Annotated in this window: 5 protein-coding genes; 1 reads left to right on the forward strand and 4 read right to left on the reverse strand. The window is 69.7% G+C overall.

Annotated elements, in window-relative coordinates; genetic code table 11:
- Positions 1-378 precede the first annotated feature (378 nt).
- From CFP71_RS19525 to CFP71_RS19540, 4 genes are all read right to left on the reverse strand, one after another.
- On the reverse strand, positions 379-1,131 hold the full coding sequence (locus tag CFP71_RS19525; RefSeq protein ID WP_093935304.1) for a 16S rRNA (uracil(1498)-N(3))-methyltransferase: 753 nt from the start codon (positions 1,129-1,131) through the stop codon (positions 379-381).
- Between the two features lie 3 nt (positions 1,132-1,134).
- Positions 1,135-2,298, reverse strand: coding sequence for a molecular chaperone DnaJ (gene dnaJ, locus CFP71_RS19530; RefSeq protein ID WP_093935305.1), 1,164 nt, complete (start codon positions 2,296-2,298; stop codon positions 1,135-1,137).
- Positions 2,299-2,340: 42 nt separating this feature from the next.
- Positions 2,341-3,366, reverse strand: a complete 1,026-nt coding sequence (hrcA, locus tag CFP71_RS19535) for a heat-inducible transcriptional repressor HrcA (RefSeq protein WP_093935310.1) — start codon at positions 3,364-3,366, stop codon at positions 2,341-2,343.
- A 932-nt stretch (positions 3,367-4,298) separates the two neighbouring features.
- A complete protein-coding gene (locus CFP71_RS19540) occupies positions 4,299-5,795 on the reverse strand; it encodes a CoA-acylating methylmalonate-semialdehyde dehydrogenase (protein ID WP_167406190.1) in 1,497 nt (498 codons plus the stop codon).
- 142 nt (positions 5,796-5,937) lie between these two features.
- Between CFP71_RS19540 and CFP71_RS19545 the strand changes: the two genes are divergently transcribed.
- Positions 5,938-6,451 (forward strand): PucR family transcriptional regulator ligand-binding domain-containing protein (locus tag CFP71_RS19545; RefSeq protein ID WP_208635988.1); only part of this gene is annotated, 514 nt, incomplete at its 3' end.

Consider the following 6,451-nt stretch of genomic DNA (forward strand, 5'->3'; position numbering starts at 1 on the left):
GTCTCCGCCGCCTCCGCTTCGCTTGCGTGGCTGCCAACCGCCGCCGGACGCACCGTGGGGGGTCCGGGGGGCTCGGCCCCCCGGGTCAACACGCGGAACCGCGCCGCGGCAGTCGAATTTCGGGGCGCAGCAAGAGCGAAGCGAATTGCGAAGCCCCCCGAAATGAAGACGCCGCGGCGCGGTGGAGCCTGGGGGTCGCTCCACCGCCGCCGCGGCTCCGCCGGACCGAGGGGGGAGGTGCCCGGCGGGGATTCATGCGCGCGACTGGGCTTCATCCCCAGTGGCGCGCCGAAACCGTGTGTTGCGCGTCAGTTAACGAGAGTAACGGCTGTTTGCGTGATCGCGCCATAACCGGCCGCAAATTAGTGGGGTGTTTTTTCACTTCCAGCGTTCGGTGAGAACTCCGAGTGCGCCCAGCGCGACGGCGGCGGCGGTGGAGGTGCGCAAAACGGTGGGGCCCAACCGGATGGCGGTCGCGCCTGCGTCGGTGAGGGTGGTGAGTTCTTCGTCGGTGATGCCGCCTTCGGGGCCGACGACGAGGAGGATGTCGCCCTGTGCGGGGAGTTCGATCTCGGTGAGGCGGGTGCTGATGCCGGATTCGAGGACGAGGGCGCGGGAAACGGTCTGGGCGAGTTCGGCGAGTTCGCGGGTGGTGGCGGGCTCGGCGACTTCGGGGACGTGGGCGCGGCGGGCTTGTTTGGCGGCGGCGCGGGCGGTGGTGCGCCAGCGGGTGAGGGCTTTTTCGCCGCGGGTGCCTTCTTCCCAGCGGGCGACGCTGCGGGCCGCGCGCCAGGGGACGATGGCGTCGGCGCCTGCCTCGGTGGCGAGTTCGACGGCGAGTTCGCCGCGGTCGCCTTTGGCGAGCGCTTGGGCGACGATGACGCGCAGTGCGGGTGGTTCCTCGGTCCAGTGTTCTTCGATGGCGAGGGTGAGTGCCGCGTCGCGGCCTGCCTGGACGGCTTCGACGACGCAGCGCGCCATGCCGCCTTCGCCGTCGGAAAGCACGAGGCGTTCGCCGACGCGCAGCCGCCGGACGGTGGCGGCGTGCCGGGCTTCCTCGCCGTCGAGCGTGGTGCGCCCGGAGCCGGGCAGCGCGTCGGTGAGGAAGACCGGCAGTGTCGTCTCGGGCACGGGTTACCGGTGGTTCTTGGTGCGCAGCTTGGAGAACAGCCCGCCGGGTTTGGAACCGTTCGAAGAAAGCGAAGGCACGTCTTCGCCGCGTTGCTGGGCGAGTTCGACGAGGAGGTCGCGCTGGGCGTCGTCGAGTTTGGTCGGTACGACGACATCGATGTGGACGTGCAGGTCGCCGCGGCCGTCGACGCGGCCGGAGGACCGCAGTCGCGGCATGCCCTTGGCGGTGAGGACGAGTTCGGTGGCGGGCTGGGTGCCCGGTTCGATGTCGAGTTCGTAGTCGCCGTCGATGAGCGTCTCGATGGGCACCGTGGCGCCGAGGGCGGCGGTGGTCATCGGGATGCGGAAGTTGCAGTGGAGGTCGTTGCCCTGGCGGACGAACACCTCGTGCGGCGCTTCGTCGATCTCGACGTACAGGTCGCCGGCCGGGCCGCCGCCGGGGCCGACCTCGCCCTGGCCGGAGAGCCGGATGCGCATGCCGTCGCCGACGCCCGGCGGGATCTTGGCGGTGACGTTGCGGCGGGCGCGGACGCGGCCGTCGCCGCCGCACTGGCGGCAGGGGTCGGGGATGACCTCGCCGAAGCCGCGGCAGACCGGGCAGGGGCGGGCCGTGACGACCTGGCCGAGGAAGGACCGCTGCACGGACTGGACCTCGCCGGCGCCGCCGCAGGTGTCGCAGGTCTTGGTGCCGGTGCCTTCGGCCGCGCCGGCGCCGCGGCACAGGTCGCAGACGATAGCGGTGTCGACGGTGATCTCGCGGTCGACACCGGTGGCGCAGTCCTCCAGCGTGAGGCCGAGGCGGATGAGCGCGTCGGAACCGGGCTGCACGCGGCTGCGCGGGCCACGGCTGCGACCGCCGCCACCTCCGGCGGCGCCGAAGAAGGCGTCCATGATGTCGCCGAGGCCGCCGAAGCCCGAGAACGGGTCTCCGCCGCCTCCGCGCGCTCCGCCGTCCATCGGGTCGCCGCCGAGGTCGACGACCTTGCGCTTCTGCGGATCCGACAGCACCTCGTAAGCGGTGGTCACCTCGCCGAAGCGATGCTGGGCGTCCTCCGACGGGTTGACGTCGGGGTGCAGTTCACGGGCCAGCTTGCGGTACGCGCGCTTGATCTCCTGATCCGTCGCGTTCTTCGCAACCCCGAGAATGCCGTAATAGTCCCTCGCCACCGTCTCCGCCTTCTCCTTCTGACTTAGACCTCAACGCCGCGCTCAGCGGCCGGAGAGGATCTGCCCCACGTAGTTCGCCACCGCGCGTACCGCGGCGATGGTGTTCGGGTAGTCCATCCTGGTGGGCCCGACGACGCCCATCCCGCCCAGCAGCAGGTCGTCCATGCCGTAGCCGATGGACACCACCGAGGTGCTGCGCATCTGCTCGTCCTCATTTTCCTCACCGATGCGCACGGTGATCGCACCGGGGTTGCGCGCGGCCGCGAGGAGCTTGAGCACGATGACCTGCTCCTCGAGCGCCTCCAGCACCTGCCGCAGCGATCCGGGGAAGTCCGAGACGTTGCGGGTGAGGTTCGCGGTGCCGCCGAGCACCAGCCGCTCTTCCGGGTGCTCGACCAGCGATTCCACCAGCACGGTACAGACACGGGTGAGGTTGTCGCGCAGCTCGCCCGGCGACTTCTCGGGCAGTTCGGCGACCGCCGCCGCGGCCTCGGAGAGACGGCGGCCGGACAGGGCACCGTTGAGCACCGTGCGCAGCCTGCCGACGTTCTCCTCGGTGATGACGTCCCCGAGGTCGACGGTGCGCTGGTCGACCCGGCCGGAATCGGTGATCAGCACCAGCATCAGCCGGGCGGGGGTGAGCGGCACCACTTCCAGGTGACGGACGGCGGAGTTGGTCATCATCGGGTACTGGATGACCGCGACCTGCCTGGTCAGCTGGGCGAGCAGCCGGACGGACCGGCGCAGGACGTCGTCGACGTCGGTGCCGCTGTCGAGGAAGGCCGTGATGGCCCGGCGTTCGGCCGAGCTGAGCGGTTTGACCTCGGCGATCCGGTCGACGAACAGCCGGTACCCCTTGTCGGTGGGGATGCGGCCCGCGCTGGTGTGGGGCTGTGTGATGTAGCCCTCTTCTTCCAGCGCCGCCATGTCGTTGCGGACGGTGGCGCTGGACACACCGAGGTTGTGCCGGTCGACGATCGCCTTGGATCCGACCGGCTCCTGGTTCGACACGTAGTCGGCGACGATCGCGCGCAGCACTTCGAAGCGGCGCTCTTCCGCGTTGGCCACCTGCACCTCCCTCGGCTCGTCCTCACAACGAGTTTACGGAAGGCATAGTGCCCGGGGAGCCGAAGGACGTCTTTGGGGCCTCGTGAGTGGCCAGGCCGCGGTACCGGCGCTTGTTCGCCTGCCGGGAAAGGTGCTTCACGCGCCACCGCTGTGGACAGTGTGGCAGGTGAGCGTTCCGCAGTCCGTGAGCCACCTCGTGAGTGGTGGGCCGGGTCTAACCCGAATCGCCACTCACGACCACCCTGACCGGGGGGTCACCGCCGCTCCTGCCCGCTTGCCAGTACATGATGGCCCCCTTCCTTGCGCCTATCGCGAGGAAGGGGGCCATCATGTACTTGCTCCGCCGTGAAGGTCGAGTTTCCTCGGCTGAGCCGTGGGAAGGGGGCCTTCACGCGCAGCCGCTGTGGTTGCTGGTGCGTCTGAGCTGAAAGTGACGATCACCCCGGTCCGTGAAGGCCTCCTTCACTACCTTCAGGGTAGGCAAGGAGGCCTTCACTGACCGGACTCGCGCTCCGCCACAGCCAGAACCCAGCAGGTATCTAAGACACGGTCGGCTCTAACCCGAATCGCCACTCACGACTCACTCGACCGATGCGGTACCTGCGCTTACCCGTCTGCAAGTACATGAAGGTCGAGTTTCCTCGGCTCAGCCGAGGGAAGGGGACCTTCACGCGCAGCCGCTGTGACTACTGTGGCTGCTGGTGCCTGTGGGGCGAAAGTGGCGATCGCCGAGTCCGTGAAGGCCTCCTTGAGGGACTCTGGGTCCCTCAAGGAGGCCTTCACGGACCACGCCTGCGACCGAACCGTGGCCGAACCCAGTAGATACCTAAGACTCAACGTCCCCGATCCTCCGTTGATCAAGGTCGTGCCGGTCACGACCGCTGACAGACGAGTCCGTCAGAACCGGCCTTGCCACTCACGAGACCCGAAGCTCAGCTGTTGCGCGGGAACCCGAGGTTCACCCCGCCCTGCGACGGATCCGGCCACCGCGACGTGACGACCTTCGTCCGCGTGAAGAAGTGGAACCCCTCCGGCCCGTAAGCGTGGCTGTCCCCGAACAACGAGTCCTTCCACCCGCCGAACGAGTAGTAGCCGACCGGCACCGGGATCGGCACGTTCACGCCGACCATCCCGACCTCGACCTCGTTCTGGAACCGCCGCGCGGCCCGCCCGTCGTTGGTGAAGATCGCGGTCCCGTTGCCGTAGGCGTTGGCGTTGATCAACTCCAGCGCCGCGTCGTAACCGTCGGCCCGCGCGACAGCCAGCACCGGCCCGAAGATCTCGTCGGTGTAGATCGACATACCGGGCGTGACGTGGTCGAACAGCGTCGGGCCGAGCCAGAAACCGCCGTCCTCGCCGTCCACCTCGATGCCGCGGCCGTCGACGACGAGCCGCGCGCCGGCCTCGACGCCCGCCTCCACATAGGACTCGACGCGTTCGTGGTGGGCGGCGGTGACGAGCGGGCCCATCTCCGAGTCGGGCCGCCTGCCGTCGCCGACGCGCAGCCGCGAGATCCGCTCGGCGATCTTCGCGACCAGTTCGTCGCCGACCGGGTCGACCGCGACGACCACCGACACCGCCATGCACCGCTCCCCCGCCGAGCCGAAGCCGGCGGAGACGGCCGCGTCGGCGGCGAGGTCGAGGTCGGCGTCGGGGAGGACGACCATGTGGTTCTTCGCGCCGCCGAGCGCCTGCACGCGTTTCCCGTGCCTGGTCCCGGTTTCGTAGACGTACTTCGCGATCGGCGTCGACCCGACGAACGAGATCGCCTTGACATCGCGGTGTTCCAGCAGCCCGTCGACGGCGACCTTGTCCCCGTGCAGGACGTTGAGGACGCCGTCGGGCAGGCCCGCCTCGGCGAACAGTTCCGCGATGAACACGGCCGCGGACGGGTCCTTCTCACTCGGCTTGAGCACGACGGTGTTGCCGCAGGCGAGCGCGTTCGGCACGAACCACAGCGGGACCATCGCCGGGAAGTTGAACGGCGAGATCACGCCGACCACGCCGAGCGGTTGCGAGATCGAGTAGACGTCGACGCCGGTGGAGGCGTTCTCGCTGAACCCGCCCTTGAGCATCTGCGCGGCACCGCAGGCGTACTCGACGTTCTCGATGGCGCGCGCGACCTCGCCCGCCGCGTCGGATTCGACCTTGCCGTGTTCGCTGGTGACGATCTTCGCCAGTTCGTGACGTCGCGCCGAAAGCAGCTCGCGGAAGGCGAACAGCACCCGCGTCCGTCCTGCCAGCGACGTCCCGCGCCAGCCCGGGAGCGCCACGGACGCGGCCTCGACGGCGGCGTCGACGTCTTCCTTCGCCGCGAACGCGACCTTCGCCCGCACCTGGCCGGTGGCCGGGTCGAAGACGTCACCGGATCGTTCGCTCACGCCTTCGTACGGTTTGCCGTCCATCCAGTGGTTGATCCGGTCGGTCACGGGGTCCGCCTTCCTGGTCCGGGTGCCTGCTCCCGGTCGAGTCTGGTTGCGGGCGCCACACCGACGCCATCGGCAACGTGTACGGACTCCCGGTCCCGGCCGTACAGTCTGTCTCTCTGCGTTCCGACCAGGTGGGAGGCCGATGTACCCGACCGTCGCCGAGGTGCTCGCGCTGCCGGTGCTGCGACAGGGCAGGCCCCATGTGGTGGCGGGGGCGGCGGGACTGGACGCGCCGGTCCGCTGGGCGCACGTCGCCGAGGTCGCGGACATCGCCCCGCTGCTGCGCGGCGGGGAACTCGTGCTCACCACCGGGGTCGCGCTGCCCGACGACGGCCAGGCGCTCGCCCGGTACGTCGCCGACCTCGCGGGCGTCGGCGTGGCCGGGGTCGTCGTCGAACTGGTCCGGCATTGGAGCGAGAAGCTGCCGCCCGCGCTGGTCGAGGCCGCGGACCGGCACGGCGTCCCGCTGATCACCCTTTCACGCGAGACACGTTTCGTGGCGGTCACCGAGGCGGTGAACGGGCTGATCGTCGACGCCCAGGTCGACGAACTCCGCGCGGCGGAACGGGTCCACGAGACCTTCACCGCGCTGACGATCGCCGGCGCCGAGCCGGGCGACATCCTGCGCGAGGTCGCGAGGCTCACCGAACATCCCG

It is taken from the genome of Amycolatopsis thailandensis (genome assembly GCF_002234405.1).
Taxonomy (GTDB): domain Bacteria; phylum Actinomycetota; class Actinomycetes; order Mycobacteriales; family Pseudonocardiaceae; genus Amycolatopsis; species Amycolatopsis thailandensis.